This window comes from Profundibacter sp. (assembly GCF_056498605.1).
Genome location: NZ_JBSMEZ010000108.1, coordinates 19600 through 38190 on the forward strand (window position 1 = coordinate 19600; position 18591 = coordinate 38190).

17 protein-coding genes are annotated in these 18591 nt (G+C 53.0%); 4 read left to right on the top strand and 13 right to left on the bottom strand.

Translation table 11 applies throughout. The features are described 5' to 3' along the window. Positions 1-4: 4 nt before the first annotated feature. The gene (locus ACWB12_RS11330; RefSeq protein ID WP_479530193.1) at positions 5-1378 is read left to right on the top strand and encodes a sigma-54-dependent transcriptional regulator; all 1374 of its coding nucleotides are present in this window, start codon (positions 5-7) and stop codon (positions 1376-1378) included. Then, positions 1357-3372 (top strand): cache domain-containing protein, encoded by a 2016-nt coding sequence (locus ACWB12_RS11335; RefSeq protein ID WP_479530194.1) that lies wholly within the window; start codon positions 1357-1359, stop codon positions 3370-3372. The genes ACWB12_RS11330 and ACWB12_RS11335 overlap by 22 nt, the downstream gene beginning before the upstream one ends. 336 nt (positions 3373-3708) lie before the next feature. On the opposite strand, the gene ACWB12_RS11340 is transcribed toward ACWB12_RS11335, so the two are convergent. The 7 genes from ACWB12_RS11340 to ACWB12_RS11370 all read right to left on the bottom strand — a co-directional run bounded on the left by ACWB12_RS11340 (position 3709) and on the right by ACWB12_RS11370 (position 9331). After that, the gene (locus ACWB12_RS11340) at positions 3709-4434 is read right to left on the bottom strand and encodes a DsbA family protein (protein WP_479530195.1); all 726 of its coding nucleotides are present in this window, start codon (positions 4432-4434) and stop codon (positions 3709-3711) included. Beyond that, complete coding sequence (locus ACWB12_RS11345) at positions 4431-4913, bottom strand: c-type cytochrome (RefSeq protein ID WP_479530196.1); 483 nt, start codon at positions 4911-4913, stop codon at positions 4431-4433. The genes ACWB12_RS11340 and ACWB12_RS11345 overlap by 4 nt, the downstream gene beginning before the upstream one ends. Then, positions 4910-6280 carry a multicopper oxidase family protein gene (locus tag ACWB12_RS11350; protein ID WP_479530197.1) on the bottom strand — a complete coding sequence of 457 codons (1371 nt, stop codon included), beginning with the start codon at positions 6278-6280 and terminating at the stop codon, positions 4910-4912. The genes ACWB12_RS11345 and ACWB12_RS11350 overlap by 4 nt, the downstream gene beginning before the upstream one ends. A gap of 72 nt (positions 6281-6352) precedes the next feature. Next, the gene (locus tag ACWB12_RS11355; RefSeq protein ID WP_479530198.1) at positions 6353-7252 is read right to left on the bottom strand and encodes a c-type cytochrome; all 900 of its coding nucleotides are present in this window, start codon (positions 7250-7252) and stop codon (positions 6353-6355) included. 2 nt (positions 7253-7254) lie between these two features. After that, positions 7255-7827, bottom strand: coding sequence for a c-type cytochrome (locus tag ACWB12_RS11360; protein WP_479530199.1), 573 nt, complete (start codon positions 7825-7827; stop codon positions 7255-7257). Positions 7828-8228: 401 nt separating this feature from the next. Next, positions 8229-8687, bottom strand: coding sequence for a c-type cytochrome (locus tag ACWB12_RS11365; RefSeq protein ID WP_479530200.1), 459 nt, complete (start codon positions 8685-8687; stop codon positions 8229-8231). Positions 8688-8740: 53 nt separating this feature from the next. Continuing rightward, entirely contained in the window at positions 8741-9331 is a 591-nt protein-coding gene (locus tag ACWB12_RS11370; protein WP_479530201.1) for a L,D-transpeptidase, read from the bottom strand. A 555-nt stretch (positions 9332-9886) separates the two neighbouring features. On the opposite strand from ACWB12_RS11370, the gene ACWB12_RS11375 reads away from it, so the two are divergent. Next, positions 9887-12031 carry a protein-disulfide reductase DsbD family protein gene (locus tag ACWB12_RS11375; protein ID WP_479530202.1) on the top strand — a complete coding sequence of 715 codons (2145 nt, stop codon included), beginning with the start codon at positions 9887-9889 and terminating at the stop codon, positions 12029-12031. Positions 12032-12166: 135 nt separating this feature from the next. After that, entirely contained in the window at positions 12167-13501 is a 1335-nt protein-coding gene (locus ACWB12_RS11380) for an Nramp family divalent metal transporter (RefSeq protein WP_479530203.1), read from the top strand. 18 nt (positions 13502-13519) lie between these two features. Here ACWB12_RS11380 and ACWB12_RS11385 read toward each other — a convergent pair whose 3' ends face one another. From ACWB12_RS11385 to ACWB12_RS11410, 6 genes are all read right to left on the bottom strand, one after another. Then, positions 13520-14101 carry a L,D-transpeptidase gene (locus tag ACWB12_RS11385; RefSeq protein ID WP_479530204.1) on the bottom strand — a complete coding sequence of 194 codons (582 nt, stop codon included), beginning with the start codon at positions 14099-14101 and terminating at the stop codon, positions 13520-13522. 18 nt (positions 14102-14119) lie between these two features. Beyond that, complete coding sequence (ccmI, locus tag ACWB12_RS11390; protein WP_479530205.1) at positions 14120-15289, bottom strand: c-type cytochrome biogenesis protein CcmI; 1170 nt, start codon at positions 15287-15289, stop codon at positions 14120-14122. Next, positions 15290-15763 (bottom strand): cytochrome c-type biogenesis protein, encoded by a 474-nt coding sequence (locus ACWB12_RS11395; protein WP_479530233.1) that lies wholly within the window; start codon positions 15761-15763, stop codon positions 15290-15292. Continuing rightward, positions 15763-16326: a DsbE family thiol:disulfide interchange protein gene (locus ACWB12_RS11400; protein ID WP_479530206.1), complete on the bottom strand. Its 564-nt coding sequence runs from the start codon at positions 16324-16326 to the stop codon at positions 15763-15765. The genes ACWB12_RS11395 and ACWB12_RS11400 overlap by 1 nt, the downstream gene beginning before the upstream one ends. Positions 16327-16329: 3 nt before the next feature. Beyond that, the gene (locus tag ACWB12_RS11405; protein ID WP_479530207.1) at positions 16330-18327 is read right to left on the bottom strand and encodes a heme lyase CcmF/NrfE family subunit; all 1998 of its coding nucleotides are present in this window, start codon (positions 18325-18327) and stop codon (positions 16330-16332) included. Between the two features lie 64 nt (positions 18328-18391). Next, complete coding sequence (locus tag ACWB12_RS11410; protein WP_479530208.1) at positions 18392-18574, bottom strand: SHOCT domain-containing protein; 183 nt, start codon at positions 18572-18574, stop codon at positions 18392-18394. Positions 18575-18591: the final 17 nt, after the last annotated feature.

Sequence of the window (18591 nt, forward strand, 5' to 3'; positions counted from 1 at the left end):
TAAAATGCAAAACAAAACAGCTAAAGATATGCAAATCGGGGATGAATTTGGCCAAAGCCTGTCGGTGACATCGGTTTTGGTGGTGGATGACGAACCCGGCATGCGCAACTTTTTGTGCAAGATCCTGTCGCCATATTGCAAGCAGGTCGAGCAAGCGGCAAATGTCGATGACGCCGCAAAGCTGCTGGATGAAAGCCATTTTGATGTGGTGATACTGGACAATATCATGCCCAAGGTTAACGGGCTGGATTGGCTAAAAGAGCAACGCAAGCTGGGGTTTTACGCCGACGCCATACTGATCACCGCATTTGCCGATCTGGACACGGCGATCAAGGCCTTGCGGGCTGGTGTTGCGGATTTTGTGCTAAAGCCGTTCCGCTCGAACCAAATTCTGAATGCGATTGCGCGCTGCGTGGACCGGCAGGAATTGCGGCGCGAGAACTACCTTCTCAAATACGAATTGGCGGTCGAAAACATGGCAGGGCGCGGGCGGTTGATTGGCCGCTCGAAGGAAATATCGCAGGTGCGCGAAACCCTGAGCCGTGTTGCGCCTTTACCAACTTGTGTACTGTTTACAGGGGCAAGCGGAACCGGCAAAGAGGTGGCGGCACGCACTTTGCATTCCTTGTCCCCGAATGCAGAAAAACCCTTTGTGCCGGTCAATTGCGCGGCAATTTCGGCCCAGACCCTTGCCAATGAATTGTTCGGGCAGATCACCCATAACGCTCTGGGGCAAACCGAGCACCGTGACGGTTTATTGTTTCATGCGCGGGGTGGCACGTTGTTTCTGGATGAAATCGCCGAGCTGCCGATGCCGGTTCAGGGGGCGCTGCTGCGGGTGATCGAAGATATGCGCATCCGGCCGATCGGCTCGACTAGGGACGTGCCGCTGAACTTGCGCTTTATGTTTGCAACCAATGCCAACCTTCAGCAACGGGTGGATGACGGACTTTTTCGCGCTGATTTATACCACAGGATTAATATATTTCAGGTTGAAATGCCCAAACTCATCCAGCGAAAAGGCGACATTCTTGAACTCAGTGATTTGTTCATCAAGACAATGTCCGAGCGACTTGGCGTGGAACCGTTGCCACTGACCGAAGGTGTGTTGTTGAAACTATCAACTTATGACTGGCCTGGAAATGTGCGCGAATTACGTAATGTGATTGAGCGTTCGCTCATTGATGGAGAGTTTCCTCCAGAGTTCAACGATACAGCACATAGCGAGGTTGGCCTGCCGGATTCTTTGGAAGCGGTGGAACGCCGCCACATTCTAACGATCCTGAAAGAATGCGACGGGAACCGTGCCGAGGCCGCCCGGCGGCTTGGCGTTTCGCGTAAAACAATAGATCGAAAATGCGCTATGTGGGAGACCTAGATATACCCCATCCCCCCAAAGGCATCAAATGGTATCAATCCATCCGTGTGCGCCTATTGGCCATCGCGTTGTTGCCTATGCTGGTTTTGCTACCGCTTTTTGGCGGCGGTGTGATCGTCAACTGGGCACAGCGTTTCGATGATCTATTAATCGCCAAAGTGAATGGCGAACTGACAATCGCGCACCAATATCTGGCAGGCTTGAAAGAACGCTCTGGCGAAAGATTACAGGCTTTCGCAGGCTCGGTTGCCTTTGCAAATGCGACAGCCGAGACCATGCCGATATTGTTGGAGCAACAACGCAAATTAAACAATTTTGATTTTCTCTATTTCATTTCCGGCGATGATAAAATCACATCGGCAACATCGCATTCCACGCCGCCTGAACCAGAACGATGGCCGGTTATCGTGACAGCCCAAGGTGGGCAGGTGCGCACCGAGATCGACATATTTAGCCAGAGAGAATTGGCGCTATATTCCAACATGCTTGCGTCACGGGCCCGTATCCCGTTGGTTCCGACCAAGGCGGCATTACCGACGGATCGCATCGAGGAATCTCGCGGAATGATCGTGCATTCCGCGGCCCCTGTCGGGGATGGCGGCGCGTTGGTGGCAGGGGTGTTACTAAACCAGAACCTTGAATTTATTGATACAATCAATGACCTTGTTTATCCCGCCGCCAGCCTGACAGAAGGCAGCCGCGGCACGACAACATTGTTTTTAGAAGATGTTCGCATCTCGACCAATGTCCGGCTTTTTGAAAACACCCGCGCATTGGGCACTCGCGTATCGGTCGAAGTGCGGGCCGCAGTCCTAGAACAAGGGGCCACATGGCTTGACCGTGCGTTTGTGGTTAATGACTGGTATATTTCAGCATATGAGCCCCTTTTGGACAGCTATGGCGGCCGCGTGGGCATGCTGTATGTCGGGTTTCTTGACAGCCCGTTCCAAGCCGCCAAAACCCGTTCGTTGTTATTGTTTGCTGGCGGGTTCCTGTTGTTGCTTGGGATTTCGGTGCCGCTTTTTCTTGGGATCGCACGGGGTATTTTCAAACCGCTTGAAAAGATGGTTGATACCATCTCGAAAGTAGAAGCCGGTGATCTGGGTGCCCGCAGTCAGGTATCAACCAGCCAGAACGAAATCGCTCTGGTATCTAATGAGCTGGATAATCTGCTGGAGCAGGTTCAGGAACGCAACCGTGAATTGCGCAACTGGGGAACCGAATTAAACAATCGGGTTGAAGAGCGCACCAAAGAACTGACTGAGGCCAGCCGACGCCTTGAGGCGACTAGCAAGCAGCTTATTGTCTCGGAGAAACTGGCGGCGATTGGTGAAATCACGGCAAGCATTGCCCATGAGATCAACAACCCGATAGCGGTCATACAGGGCAATATCGAAGTTATTCGTCAGGAGCTGGGAGACGGGGTTGACCCGTTGGAAACCGAATTTAATCTGGTCGAAGCCCAGATACACAGTATTTACGTTTTGGTCACCAAGCTGTTGCAATTCGCGCGACCCGAAGAATATGCCGGAGCCGAGGACCACACCAATCCGAATGATGTTATCAACGACACATTACCCTTGGTTCAACATCTGTTGGCCAAGGGGCATATTAAACTTGATCTCAGTCTGGGCTCTGATTGTTTGATTGCGATAAGCCATACAGAATTGCAACAAATAATGATCAATCTGATTGTTAACGCCATCCACGCTATGCGGGACGGCGGGGTGCTTAGGATTGTGACGCGTAACCATAACTTTGGTGGTAATAACGGGGTAAAAATTATGGTTTCAGATACCGGTAAGGGGATGTCTAAAAAGGTAATAAAACAGGCGTTTGACCCATTCTTTACAACCAAAGCTCACGAAGGAACTGGGCTTGGGCTTCCAATCAGTCAAAAACTGGTGCTTCGCAGCGGTGGGAAAATAGAAGTTGAAAGTACCTTGGGAAAAGGAACATTGTTCACAATACTATTTCCTGGTTCTGCTATATAAGCTGCAAATAAATAGCGTTGTTAAACGGATCAGGCAACCAGTTTTAACAAGTGCTTTTCCCCTGACCCTAGATACGCTTAACGCCACATAAATTTAATGTCAGCTGCCATCACAAATCTACAAAAGCAATATCGGGTGACAAACTGGTGTGCGTATAACGAAAGCCTGCTCAAGCGCGGTGAACTGACGGTCTGGATCACGGCTGATGCTCTTAAGCACTGGCCACATAGCTTGGCAAGCCAGCAGCGGTTATAATCAGCGAAGCAGAATTTAGACACAAACCGGGCGTTGGAAGGCAGTCATCGCGCCGAAACTGAAAGCGCGATCTGGGTCTTATTAATCCCCCCGATTTTCGTCGACGGCCTTCTGCAACTCTGCCTGTTCAACAAACCCGGGCAGCAGCACGTCACCGACCACAAAAGATGGTGTGCCATTAAAGCCAAGGGACTGGGCCAGCCGCATTGAGGATGCGATGTGTTCGTCCACATCCGGCGACTGCATATCGGTTTTCAATTGGTCGATATCAAGGCCGATCTCTTTTGCAATTCGCAAGACAGAGGCTTCTTCAACGCGCCCTCTTGAACCCATCAATGCCAAATGAAATTCTTCGTATTTCCCTTGCACGCGCGATGCCAATGCCGCACGTGTTGCAAAGACCGATCCTTCTCCAAGGATTGGCCACTCTCGATAGACCAGCCGCACATTTGGATCCTCATCAAGCAAGGCCTGCACCTCGGGCATAGCCCGTTTGCAATAAGGGCAGTTATAATCAAAAAATTCGACAACAGTGACATCACCATCCGGATTGCCCAAAACTGGCGCATTGGGGTCGCGCTCGATTAACAAACGTTGGTCTGTTAACACATCCTGTGTGGCGTTTGCTTGCGCTTCTTCATCACGCTTTTGAATAAGGTCGACGGCCTCAAGAATGATATCGGGGTTTTCACGGATTGCCTCGTAGACTAATTCTTTAATTCGGGCCTCGCTCAGCTCTTGAGCAAAAGATATTTGGGGAATGGTCATCAACACCGCAGCGAAGATTACCTTGCTCGCATTGTTCATTGATTTGCCTCTCTCTGCAGGATTTCTGCCTCGGTTCGTGTGGCCTGAAGCTCTTGTTGTCGTGCGGGCCATGTTGATTTGATATAGGCAAGAATGTCCCAGATTTGCTGGTCGCTCAGTTGCTCTCCAAAGCCCGGCATCCCACTGTTAAAGTCGATGCCTTGGCTCGCAAGTGCTTCTTTGCCACCCAGTCTGGTGTAATTGAAAAGCAATCCTTCCCCGTGATGCCACGTATGGCCGGTTTCATCATGGGGCGGGGCGGGCAGGGTGCCATCTTCTTTGGCGGATCGCCAATCCGGCTCACCTTGCAGGTTCGCACCATGACAGGATGCGCAGTTTTCCTGATACAAAGCCAGCCCCGCAACAGCATCGTCATTGCGGGTTTCTTCCATTGCTGTTTGGGCAGAGGGCGTTAGCGCCGTCCAGCCCAAGGCGATAATTGCACCCAGTCCTGATATTGCGATAAGAGATTTGTTCATGTGTTCACCTTTAGCCAGGTCATCATGCCGGAATCTGCGTGCGACAGCATATGACAATGAAAGAGCCAGTCCCCAGGGTTGTTTGCCATAAAGGCAATTTCCCGAGTATCGCCACCGAATGTCAGCAGCGTATCACGCAGCGGCCCAAGTGCACCATCCTTTTGCACTTCGCGAAAGTGCATGCCATGCAGGTGCATCGCATGGGGGAAAACCGTGTCGTTGAATATCTCCAGACGAACCGTCTGACCCAAGTCTGCTTCCAGCAAGGGGGTTTCGGTCATGCCGATAATCCCGTTGAATGCCCAGAACTGGTTAGCTTCAACTAGGCTTTGGAAAGTTTTGCGCTCGCCTTTCAGAATAGCGGCATCCAATGATCCCATCGCGCCGCCTGCCATGTTCAAACGTGAGCGCAGAGCACCCTCCAGTCCGGTAACTTCCTGATCAGGGTTGGGGGCCAGCGGCGCGGGGGTGCCTCGTCGCGCCCGCGTGCCCAATGCCGTCACGGGAAACGCGACCTGTGAAACCCCTTTTTCATCATCAATGCGCAGCAAATGCGCGCTTTCTCCGACATCGGCGGTCACATCAACAAACAGATCAATGCGCTGCCCCGGTGCCAGCAGTAGCTCTTTTGTAACGGGCTGCGGTGTCGGCAATGGCATCCCGTCCAAAGCAACGATCCACCCCTCAAGCCCAGCCAGTTGCAAAACGAATATCCGCGCATTGGCGGCGTTGATCAGCCGCAAGCGTAGCCTTTCATTTTGAACCACTGGCAAGGAAAGTTGGTAGCGCCCGTTGGTGGCGATGAAATTACCACGCCGTCCGGCATGGCTTCGATCATGGCGCGCGGTAAAATCTGGGTCAATTTGCGCCGTTTCGGGGTTAAGCAGCCAGTCATCCAGAACCAGAACTTCTTCACGGTCCACATCGGCCGCATCTGGTTCCTCGACAATCAAAGCGCCATATAGCCCGCGCGCAACTTGTTCGGTTGAACGGTTGTGCGCGTGATACCAATAGGTGCCAGCGTCTGGCACCGCGAAATCATAGTCAAAAGTGGCCCCGTTAGCGACGGCTTCTTGGGTTAGGCCCGCCACTCCATCCATCGCATTGTCACTGCGAATGCCGTGCCAATGGATCGATGTCGCTTGCGGTAGGTTGTTGTTCAATGTGCGCTGCACGCGTTGCCCTTGGGGCAGCCGTATTTCTGGGCCTGGTATTTGCCCGTCATAGCCCCAGATTTCTGTTTGACCGTAGCTGGGTGGCGCCAGTTGAACATCCTGAACCCGTGCGTCAATGGGCGAGTAAGCCCCATTGGCAGCGAGCAGGTTTTGCGGAAAACCAACCAAAGTGCTAGCCGCAGCCGTTCCCATAAAGTGTCGCCTTGAAAGCATCATTCATTCTTTCCCTGTTGGGCTGGGCAAATGGTGTGCCCAGCCCGGATTTTAGCCACCTTCGTGATCATCCAAAAGATATATCGCCATGGCTTTACGATCTTCTTCACTCAAAAACTTTGTCCCTTGCAGAACAACTTCACCCATTGTGCCGCCAAAAGCATCGCCTGACGGGGTGATCCCTGTTTTAAGGGCATAAGCCAGATTGCTGACATCCCACCCCCGCATTTCCAGCGTGACTTTATTTATTGCAGGTGATTTGCCGCCGCCTGGTAGTCTGTCATTGCCTTGAAAATGCTTGGTATCGGTTTCCCGAGCGCCGGCAAAATTGCGCCCAGTGTGGCATGCTGCGCAATGCGCCGCCCCCTCGACCAGCAACCGCCCGCGGTTCCACAACACGCCATTTTCAGGAACCGGATCCGTGCGGGGTTCCTCAAGAAATGCGGCACGCCAATACTTCAAACCCCATCGTTGATTGAACGGAAACGGGGTTTCGTGATCCGGGGCAGCAATCGCTACCGGTGGCACAGTTTGAAAGGCCGCCCAAAGGTCAGCGATATCCTGATCCGTAAAGTTTGAATAGAACGGATAGGTGAAGGTCGGGTAATATGGCTTGCCTTCAGGGGATACACCTTGCCGGACGGCCTTAGCAAAGTTTTCAACGCTCCAGTTACCGATGCCATGGGTCGGATCTGTTGTCAGATTGGGCGGATAGAACGTTCCGAAATCTGTTTTCAAAGGTGCGCCACCTGCCAGAGGCGCACCCCCGCTTTCAAAATTCGTGTGGCAGGCGATGCAGCCACCTGCCCGCGCCAGATAGGCACCACGATTGACATCGCCGGAAAGGGTTATCTTTTGCGGAGCTTGGCCAATCGGCCAAACCATCGAGGCGGCTATGATCGCACCACCAAAAACGGCTGCGGTCAAAATGCCTGTATAGGTTTTCCCCATTCTTACTTGGCCTCGGCCCGGAATTTTGTGTGGCAAGCCGAACATGTTTGACTAACCATTGCAAAAACGCCGTCTGCAGACATCGCGGAAAGCTCTTCCAGGCCCATTGTGCTGTCCATCATTGGAGCGGCGCCCCCCATCATTGTGCTACCACCGCCCATCATTGATCCTGTATCGCTTGCTGTCTCATTTGACATCAGCAAATCATTGTCTGCCGCTAGTGCCAAACCCTCTGAATAAAGATGCAATTGTTCCGCCAGCGCGCTAAATTCTTCCCAGTCCTGCCATACGGTTTCCTTGGCTTCTGACGGCATGCCGCCACTGCCAATAGGGAAAAGCTTTGTCAGCGACTCCCCAGCATGGGACCGTATAGTTTCAGCACCCTGGCGTACGGTTTCAGCATCATAGCTGCTTTCGCCCCGCATCATTGGGGCCAGAGCTTTTACGGTTTTCGCTAAAGCCGACATTCCATCCATACGTTCTTTTATGATGCCGGTTGCACCTCCATGGGCGAAGGCTGTGGCAGCAATCGCGCTTACGACTATTGCACCCATTACGATATTCTTAGAATTCATTACTCAAGTCCTTACATTTCCCGTTTTGAAGACAAATTCAACTCAGGAAAGGACCCGTGGTGGGGGCGGGTCAAAGGACACAGACCAGTCTGTGCTAAGGGAGTTGTAAATGGGGACGGACACGCCAAAGCCGGTCTTTTGGGATAAGATATTGGATGTGATCAGGAAAGCTATCTGTGTTGAACAATCCAGAGCGCAATTCGAATGACACTGACTGTTGGTTTCAGATAGTTCATTCAGATGATCTGTATCTACATATACCGCACTATCAGATGAAATGGCTTTCGGGTCTGCGTTGCTATGAGCGCTAGCAATCTCGGGAAACACAGCAATAGTCATCAGGGCGAACACGAAGGTCGCCAGAATATAAAACCCGCATTTTTTCAGCCACCCAGACAGCATCAATTAATACCGTTTTCCTTTTGTAGTTCACGAACATACCGCGCGATATATTTCACATCCGCATCAGTCAAACCTTCGACTGGTGGCATATTCCCGAATTTCCAATGATGTGATCTTACACCATTCTTTGCAGCCATAACAAATGTCATATCAGAATGGTGGTTCGAACGATAAATAGTGTGAACCAGAGGTGGGGCAACACCATTCTGACCCGCAGCATTCTCGCCATGACAGGCGGCACATTTCGCATCAAACGCACGCTTACCGATCTGCGCATTTGCTGACAATTCAGCAGGCAGGGCGACCGTTGCAATCGGATCACCTTGTGCAACAGAAGATGTGTCCGGTGGCGTCATGGAATGCCCTTGAGGAGCTTGCTGTGGCTTGATTTGTAGGTAGGTGAAAGCAATGGCTGCGACCACCACGGCTCCTAGACCGTATATGACTTTGTTGTTCATTTTTTATTGCTCGATTTGTGGGCTATTCAGGCTGACGAAAACTGACAAAATTACTAGATCAATTTAACCTGAGTGCCAACTTTTGCCAGCGCAAAGAGCTCTTCAATCTGGTTATTATATAGCCCGATACAGCCGTTGGATGATCTGCGCCCGATCTTGCGGGTGTCATTGGTGCCGTGGATCCGGTAATATTGCCAACTTAAGTAAAGCGCGTGAGTCCCGAGCGGATTATCCGGCCCTGGCCCTACATAATCGGGCCATTCCGGATTGCGGGCCTTCATGGATGCCGTTGGGCGCCATGATGGTCCAACAACTTTGCGGATAATGCTGGTGTAGCCACGGCGGGTCAAATCGTCCGTCATCGGGACGGAACTGGGATACAGTTTGTAGATGCTCTCGTCTTCTGACCAGTATTGCACCATCCGCGAAACCGTATCGGATAAAATCACACCGTTTTTCAGGGTATCGAAATGATCACGCCAATCGGGAACGCGAAATGAAGAAATATTCCTGCGTGTGGAATTGGTATCGTTTCCGACTTCCTGTGCGCGCAAAATACTCGGCGTCGCTAAAGTGACTAGACCAACACTTGCAGTGTTGAGCAGAAATTTGCGCCGATTCGTTAGCTTTCTATCATTTTTCATATTCACGCCTCACAGTTCGGGTTGATTTTTTCTCAACTTCAATCTCGTTCAGATGGAGCCCAACAGATCACAGCCGCAAGCCCAGCATTTCGTAATTTATCAAAACCAGCTTTGGGGCAGGGTGGTCAAGGAAGCTTTGGTAACAAATGGTAACAAGCTCGGGGCTTGGTTACAAAACAGTACAAATATCGGCATTGACTTCATTGTGCTGTATTCATGTAAGTAGATGGAATAGCGAAAGAGTTCCGTTGATGATCGCAGGTGAAATCTTAAGAATTTTAACGCGGCCCAAACCTGCACTGTTTCTCTTACCAATTGTGTTGGCGGGATGTGCAAGCACAGCTGCGTGTCCTAAACTGACTGGGGTCTCGTCAATGGGCACGGCGCCGGGGGCTGCTGTGCCAGCAGGATGTCGGGCCAGTTCCATTGGACAAAACAAGGTCATAGAGTTTGAATGTGAAAATGGGCGCACCGGTTTTGTATTTCCTCTCGAGCAGTAAGCCACATGCCTTGGGAGCGAGCCAAAGTGTGGTGTGAAATTATAGGGTTATCCGCATGAAATATACCAAAACTGGTAAAGCCAAAACTTTTATGCTGGGATTTGCACTATTTCTCCTGGCAGTTTTCTCACTGCCGGTTTCCGCTATCAGCGCTACATCCGAAAGCTTTACGTCAACGGCTGTCACGGCACGCCTGATCACAGCAGAAAATGGCGTTTCTCCGATGGCCCGCTCAATATCTGCTGGTCTCGAGCTGCAACTTTCTGAGGGTTGGAAAACCTATTGGAGATCGCCCGGCGAGGTGGGAATCCCACCCTCGGTAAATTGGGCTAATTCGGCGAATATCTCCGAGGTCGAATTCCTTTGGCCCGCCCCGAAACGATTTCGCGCATTCGGCATCGAGAACTTTGGATATAAAGGAACCGTAGTTTTCCCGCTGCGGATTGTTTTGGATGATCCCGGCCAACCAGCATTTTTGTCGGCTGCCGTAAACTTGCTGGTGTGTTCAAACGTATGTATTCCACAGGATTTCATCTTGACGCTTGATCTGCCACAGGGCACGGGCATTGACGCTAAATCAGCCGAAAAAATTTCGTTATTTGCCGACAAAGTTCCTGAGAGTGGCGGCGCTGGCAGCCTGTCCATCTCTACAGCAACATTTTCGTATGATTTCACGTCACTGACGGTTACTGCACGCAGCAGAAGTAGAAGTGGGTTCCAGAAGCCGGACATTTTTCCCGAATTCGGATCAGATACAGCCTTTGGCGCGCCTGATATTCGCTTGGGAGATGGCGGGAAACTGATGTGGGCGCGTCTGCCGGTTTTATCCATAGGGACTGCTCGAGCCACTCTCGGGGTTACCATCACAGATGGCCCGATTGCGGCCAGCTTTGTGCCCGCACTGACGGCCAAAGCCCCTGAACCACCGTTTGCACTGGAGCGGATAGTCCCCGGGATAAGCAAGCTCGTCTGGATCGCTCTGATGGCAGCAATCGGTGGGCTGATCCTGAATGTTATGCCGTGTGTCCTTCCTGTTTTATCCATCAAATTGTCATCGGCTGTGAAAGCAAGGCAGCAATCACCGGCAAGAATTCGCAGTGGTTTCCTTATGACAGCCTTGGGCGTTCTGGCCTTTATGTGGGTTCTGGCAGGTGCCACGCTTTTGGCGCGGCAATTGGGGCTGACGGTCGGCTGGGGGCTGCAATTCCAAAATACAACGTTTCTGGTCGTCATGATCCTGATCCTGACAGTTTTTGCCGCAAATTTCTTCGGGATGTTCGAGATCAACCTGCCACAATCCTGGCAGGATAAGCTGTCACGCGCCGATGGTGCCGCCCATTCAAAAGGAAGCTATTTAGGTGACTTTTTCACTGGCGCATTCGCGGCCGTGTTGGCCACACCTTGTTCGGCGCCGTTTCTGGGCACGGCGGTTGCTTTTGCCCTCACGGGGCGAGCAGTAGATATATTCGTCATTTTCACCGCCCTCGGAATTGGGTTGGCGCTGCCCTATTTCCTGATCGCAGCGACCCCAGGTTTGATCCAGAAGTTACCCAAACCAGGCCGCTGGATGCTCTGGTTCAAACTTGTGCTTGGCGGGTTGTTGGCAATAACCGTGATTTGGCTGTTCTGGGTGCTGGCCGGTGTCGGTGGGACACAGGCAATGTTGGCTGTTGCAACCGCGGTCGGTGCTGGTTTTTTGCTGCTGTCCCGGTACCTGTTTCCGCCAACCCGATGGAAGAACATTGCCTTGATGGCGCTGGCCTTTCTATCCCTGCTTGCTCCGCAACTGTTGACTCCTGATAACAACACGACTGCAAAACAAGTGACAGAATGGCAGAAATTCGACCGTTCCCAAATCTCTAAACTGGTCTCGGAGGGCGAAGTTGTTTTTGTTGATGTCACCGCAGATTGGTGCCTGACCTGCAAGGCAAACAAGGCATTGGTGCTTGACCGTGATCCGGTTGCATCGGCCCTTGCGGCCAAAGGCGTCACCCCCATGCAGGCCGACTGGACACGGCAAGATGAGCGCATATCGCGCTATCTTGCCAGTTTTGGACGTTACGCCATCCCCTTTAATGTGGTTTACGGCCCTGCGGCGCCTGAAGGGATTACTCTGCCTGAAATCTTGACTGCTAATAGCGTGATTGACGCTCTGAATGCCGCAGCACAGCAAACTGTAGCTTTGGACAATATGGATTGAAGGCGGAGCTTTCGCCGCTCCTGCGAAACCCGACTTAATTTCAGTTCAGGCGCAGGGTAAACTCTTGACGTTGATAGGGGTGCGGTGTACCTGCAATTAAGAATAGTTCTCATTTGCATCAAGGCAAGCATAGAAATGACATCGGGAAACGGTTGGCGCCGCGAAAAGACGGGTGAATCTCTGGCAGAATCCAATGCCACGATCCCTGTAAACAAAGGTGCTTTCTTTAAGCGGCTGATGTCGTTCTTTGGCCCCGGTTATCTGGTTGCCGTTGGATATATGGACCCGGGAAACTGGGCGACCTCGCTCGCCGGCGGCTCATCATTCGGATATATCCTGCTGTCGGTCGTGCTGATTTCCAACATCATGGCGATCCTGCTGCAAGCGCTCAGCTTGCGGTTGGGTGTCGCGTCGGGCCGTGATCTGGCACAGGCATGCAGGGATGCTTTTTCACCGCCAGTTGGATTCGTGCTGTGGATACTGGCCGAAGGCGCGATTATCGCCACGGACCTTGCCGAAGTGATCGGCACCGCCATCGGGCTGAACCTGCTGTTTGGCATTCCGCTTGAGCTTGGTGTGATACTGACGGCGCTGGATGTTTTTATAATCCTCTGGCTGCAAGGGCGTGGGTTTCGCCTGCTCGAAGCTTTTGTGATTGCGTTGACTGTGCTGATTTTTGCCTGTTTCGCCATTATGATGGTCTATGCACAACCGGTGTGGGGGGATGTCTTGCGCGGGTTCATCCCGCAGCGCGCTATCCTGCAATCCCCCGATATGCTGTTTTTGGCGCTTGGCATTCTGGGCGCGACGGTGATGCCGCATAACCTCTATCTGCACTCGTCCATTATCCAGACGCGCAACATCGGGCCAACCCGTGCAGACAAACTAGGTGCGATCCGCATGGGCACGATCGACAGCACGGTGGCGTTGATGTTTGCCCTGTTTATCAACGCCTCGATCCTGATTTTGGCCGTCGCTACGTTCTATACGGCCGGAAGATTCGAGGTGGCCGAAATTCAGGACGCTCACGAATTATTGGGGCCAATGCTGGGCGCGCCTTTGGCCGCAACGCTTTTCGCGGTCGCTCTGCTGGCCTCGGGCCTGAACTCGACCGTGACCGCAACCCTGACCGGCCAAATTATCATGGAGGGGTTCATCAACTTCAAGATGGCCCCGTGGAAGCGCCGCCTGATCACCCGTGGCATCGCCATCGTGCCGGCCCTTGCGGTGACGGTGCTTTATGGCGAAAGCGGCACAGCGCGTCTGCTTGTGCTGTCGCAAGTGATGCTGAGCTTGCAACTGCCCTTTGCCATGGTGCCATTGGTGCTGTTCACAGCTGACGCCGAGAAAATGAACGGCCTGCCTGCCCCGCGCTGGCTGACCCATGCGTCGTGGATTATCACTGTGATCATTGTCACCTTAAACCTAAAGCTGATTTATGATGTTATGACGGGGGCAGTTTCCATCTAGTGACGCCTAACCAGCATGTTATGCCGTGTTATTATATAGCACAACACGGGTATTCATCGGAACGCGTTCATAGAACTCGACAATCTGGTTGTTGACCAGACGGGCGCAGCCATTGGACACGGCGCGACCGATCGTTGTTGGATCATTGGTTCCATGAATACGCAGATATGTATCCCCACGCTCAGGGGTGAACAAATAAAGCGCCCTTGCCCCGAGAGGATTGTTAATGCCGCCAGGTACCCCGTCAGAGAATCTCGCATATTGTTCGGGTTGTCGCTTGATCATCGCGGGGGTTGGTGTCCAGCTTGGCCACTCTTTTTTTGCACCGACATAAAACTCTCCTGGCTCGTATAGTCCGGGGCGCCCTATGCCTACCGTATAACGGATGGCACGCATATCTGGCAGGGTCCAGTATAGCGAATAGTCATTGGGAATGACGTGGATTTCAAACGGCTCAAGCTCGGTTCCAAGGCGAACTTCTCGCGGAATGTGTTCTTCTGGAATGGTGTATTCCGGCAGCTTGGTCGCATGTGCTAATGCACGAGATACCGGAAATGTTGCCGCAGCTGTGCCGGCAAGTAATAAAGACCTTCTGTTCATTTTCTTTCCCTTCCTGTTTTAGCCCCCTTCGGCTTTTGCAATGCCAGCAGCAATCTCTGGCAATCTTGGATCGTTAGAATTCAGGTTCTTGGCGAGATCATCCGCACGTAAATAGGCATTTCTGGAGTTCTCGTTCTCGCCCAGAACTCCATACGCTTTTGCAAGCCGCATCCAGCCATCAAGGTCATCCGGCTCGCTTTCAAGGCGTGTCGCAAGCCGGTTGACCATGGAGCGGATAAAGGCAGAGCGGTCCTCTTCGGATAAATCCGCGGCCGTGGCTATATCCGATGCAGTTGGCCCGGGTTCGTCTTGGCGCACCATCGGGGCAAAAGACGCAAGATCAATGCGGGGCCTGCCCAATTCTTCACCGATCTGGTTGGCTTGTGCGACAAAAACCTCCATCCATGGTGCGAACCCATCGACAGAGTTCAGACGCGCAACCAGCAGATCATGTGCTGCCGTGCCATCGCCCGACTGGTCAAGGGCGATGGCTTTGTAATAAACCGCTGCTGGATTATCGGGGTTGATCTCGCGCGATTGGTCAATCGCACGCATGGCCTTGGGGGTAACGATTCCGTTTTCGGCCGCAATCAGGGCTTCGGCATATTGTGACAGGATCGCAGACGTTGCATCTGGTCGTTCCACCGCGGTCTCTAGCGCATTCGCAGCATCATCAAATTGCCCCATCCGCATATAGGTTTGTGCCAACAGCACCCAGCCTTCAGTTGGCCCGCCATCGGGATCTGTTGACAGACGTTGCAATAGGCGGTTTGTCAGGTCCGTAATCTTGGCCGTGTTCGTGCGTTCTTCTTGGCGCGCCGCAAAGGCTTGGCTAGGTGTGCCGGGTGCTCCGATTGCAAAGTATATTGCTGCAGCCAGCATGGGCGTTGCGAAGGCGGCAAGAAAGATGACGCTGCGCCCGACTTGGCTTGAGGTCTGTGTGAGGCCTTGCTCGCCCCGATTAACAGCCAACATCCGGCGCTTGATTTCTAGTTTGGCTGCCTGTGCATCATCGGACGAGATCAACCCGCGCTGTGCGTCAGTCTCAACTTCCTTGAGCTGATCTGCATAGATCGCCAACGCGCCTGATTGCCAGTCGAGCGTTGATTGATGTTGGCGCATGAGCGGCCAAATCAGGGTGGCGATAGCGATAACGCTCAACACGCCCAAAGTGATCCAAAATACCATTTAGTTTTCCACCGTATTTTTCCGGATGATTTCAGCGATCTCTATCTCGTCAACATCGCTAAGCTTGTCCGTGGGTTTGCGACGTTTTCTGGGACCAGAGAGCACAAAAACAACGGCCAGACCGCCAAATAGTATCATCGCCCCGGGGGCCAACCACAAAGCATATGTGCTGGGTTTCCATGGGGGTTTGAACAAAACATAATCGCCGTATCTGGCCACAAGATATGCCAACACATCGGCATCACTATCACCCGCCGTTAACCGTTCTCGCACCAATATGCGCAGATCACGCGCAACCCCGGCGTTCGAGCTGTCGATGTCCTGATTTTGGCAAACCACACAGCGAACCTGTTTTGACAGGGCGCGGGCGCGGGTCTCCAGAACCGGATTGTCCAGAATTTCATCAGGCTCAACCGCGAAGGCAAAAGCTGTCATAGACAAGAAAACAGACAGTGTGATCAAAAGCTTCTTGATCATGAGTTGCCCTCGACCATTGCCTGTGCCTGCACCAGTGCCCGCAAAAACTTGGTTTCCGCATTCGGCCCGATTATTGGGCCGACATAACGGAAAAGCACAACACCGTCGGCCCCAATGATGAATGTTTCAGGAACACCGGAAATGCCCCATTCAATTCCAGCGCGCCCCTTCAAATCAGAACCAATTCTCTCATAGGGATTGCCAAGGTTCTCCAGCCAGTTGCGTGCATCCGCCGGTTTGTCCTTGTAGTTGATTCCCATCAAACGTACCCCGTCCTGTTGCACCATGCGGGTTAAAACAGCATGTTCCGCGCGACAGGGCACACACCAAGATGCAAACACATTAACCACCACAACGTCACCTGCTTGTGCCAAATCCGAAGTGGACAAGCCGGGGCGATCCACCCCCTCGACAGGTTGTAGTTGGAATTCAGGAACGGGTTGCGAGATCAACACGGACGGAATTCCACTTGGGTCACGATCCGGATTCAGCCCCCAGAGCAGAAAGCCACCAATGACAAGAACAATCAGAATTGGAATCGCGAAGAACAGACGCTGCATGATTTACTCCGCGGGTGTGGCCAGTGACGGGGCTTGTGATTTGCGACGAGGTGCCCCGACGCGCAAACGGCGATCGGACAAAGACAACCCGCCACCAAGAAATAGCATGATGGAACCGATCCAGATGAAATTCACCAAAGGTTCGTAAAGAATCCGCAAGGTCCACGCGCCCTCGGCCGCATCTTCCGCAGCCGGGGTTGCAAGTGAGGCATATAGATCACCCGCCAGTGTTTGCCGGATTGCAGATTCCGTCGTGGTGCTTTGCGCCACCGGATAAAAGCGCCGTTCAGGGAACAGGGTTGTGACGGGTTTGCCGTTTTTCGTGACCACAAGCGTGCCACGGTCCGCCACATAATTCGGCCCGCGCAACCGCTGGGTGCCGTCAAAACGCACATCAAATCCGGCAATGCTGATGCTGTCGCCCGGCGTGACAAACACGATCTCTTCGGATTTCCATGCGCTTGAGCCGACAAACCCGAGGATCGCCACCGCCATACCGGCGTGGGCCAGCGACATGCCGTGTGCGGCGCGAGGAAGGTTGCGGGCACGGCGCAGGGATTCTGAAAAGGGGGCCGTAAACAGTTTGATGCGCATGGCCCATTCTTTGATCGTTGCCAGCAACAGCCAGATCGCCAGACCGATGGCCACAATGGCAAGGGCAGGGCCACCGGTGGTCAGATACCAGCTGCCAAGGGCAATCAGCGCACTAATTGCGGCAACCACCGTAAGCCTTTGAAGAATGCCGCGCAGGTCTGCGCGCTTCCATGACAGGAACGGACCTATTCCCATCAGGAAAATCAGTGGCAGCATGATCGGGATGAAACTGGAATTGAAAAACGGCGGGCCAACCGAGATTTTATCGCCGCTCACCGCCTCGAGGATCAGCGGATAAAGCGTTCCAAACAGCACAATACCGGCGGCAACGGTTAAAAGCAGGTTATTGATCAAAAGCCCCGCTTCGCGGCTGACGGGCGCGAACAGGCCACCGTCCTCCATTGCAGGTGCACGCCATGCATAAAGCGCAAGTGATCCGCCAATCGACAGGCCCAACAGGCCGAGGATATAGAAGCCGCGTTCAGGATCGACGGCAAAGGCATGCACTGATGTCAATACACCCGAGCGCACGATGAATGTGCCCAGCAAGGACAGCGAGAAGGTCAGGATCGCGAGCAGGATAGTCCAGCTTTTGAAGGCACCGCGTTTTTCGGTCACGATGGCGGAATGCAGCAAAGCCGTGCCAAGCAACCAAGGCATGAAGGATACGTTTTCCACCGGATCCCAGAACCACCAACCGCCCCAGCCCAACTCGTAATAGGCCCACCACGACCCAAGCGCGATACCGGCGGTCAGGCTCATCCAGGCGGCAAGCGTCCACGGGCGAACCCAGCGCGCCCAAGCCGCATCAACGCGCCCCTCTATTAAGGCGGCAACGGCAAAGGAAAACACAATCGAGAACCCGACATAGCCAAAATACAGCAAGGGCGGGTGTATGGCCAAGCCGAAGTCCTGCAAAAGCGGGTTCAGGTCTGTACCATCCAGTGGGGCCGGAAATATCCGGTCGAACGGATTTGAAGTGAGCAATAGAAATGTCAGGAACCCGACACTGATCCACGCTTGAACGGACAACGTGCGCGCCCGCAGCGCGGCCGGAATGTTGGAGCCAAACAGCGCAACCCCCAAGCCAAACACCGCCAGAATGAGAACCCAGAGCAAAAGTGAGCCCTCGTGGCTGCCCCATGTTCCGGCAACCTTGAACAGCATCGGTTGCAGGGAGTTTGAGTTCTCGACCACATTCACAACCGTAAAGTCACTGACAATAAAGGATCGCATCAATGCCCCGAACGCGATGGCGACAAACAGGGCCTGCCCAAGCGCTGTCGAGCTTGCGCTTTGCATCCAGAGCGTATTGCCGCGCGCCGCACCGATCATCGGCAAGACGCTTTGAATCAAAGCAAGCATCAGAGCAAGCGACAGGGCGAATTGGCCGATTTCAGGCGTCATTTCATATCCTTTTTCTCAGTTCATTCAGCGAGATTGAGGCGCAAGAAAATACGCCCGCGGCTGCCTAGCTTTCGAGAGCTTTGCGGCGGGTATCGAATTCTTCAGGTTCGATATCCCCCTTTGCCAATCTTTCACGCAGGATATCAAGCGCGTCGGATTCAGCATTACGCCCTTTGTTCTGGCCGGTAAAAACCCGGATGGCCAAGACGGACAACAGAATAATGCTGCCCCAAACAAGGACCATCATTCCAATCCCGAAAAACC